Raw genomic sequence first — 401 nt, 5'->3', positions numbered from 1 at the left:
ATCCCGAAGATCTCGGTCGACGCCCCCTTCACGGACCTCGCCATCGGTCCGACGGGCCGTCTCGAACCGCCTCCCGCCCACGACGTCAACCTCGTCGGCTGGTACGCCAAGGGCGTCTCCCCCGGTGAGCCGGGCACCTCGATCATCGCCGGGCACGTCGACACGGCGACCTCGGCGGCCGTGTTCGTGAACCTCGGCGAACTGGAGAAGGGGGACGTCTTCCACGTCGACCGGGCCGACGGGCGCAGGGCGTCCTTCGTGGTCGACAGCGTGGAGACCTTCGAGAAGGACGACTTCCCGAGCCGCAAGGTGTACGACGACACGGCCCGGCCCGAGGTCCGGCTCATCACCTGCGCCGGCACCTACGACCGTACGGCCAGGGACTACACGGACAACCTGGT

General features: G+C 69.1%; 1 protein-coding gene. It reads left to right on the top strand.

What is annotated here, in order from left to right; all coding sequences use genetic code 11:
- On the top strand, window positions 1-401 hold a 401-nt coding region (locus tag EHS43_RS45985; protein ID WP_148104404.1), incomplete at both ends, for a class F sortase.

Source organism: Streptomyces sp. RP5T (assembly GCF_003933965.1).
Taxonomy (GTDB): domain Bacteria; phylum Actinomycetota; class Actinomycetes; order Streptomycetales; family Streptomycetaceae; genus Streptomyces.
Note: the sequence above shows the minus strand (reverse complement) of the source record. Positions and strands in the feature narration are given on the sequence as shown.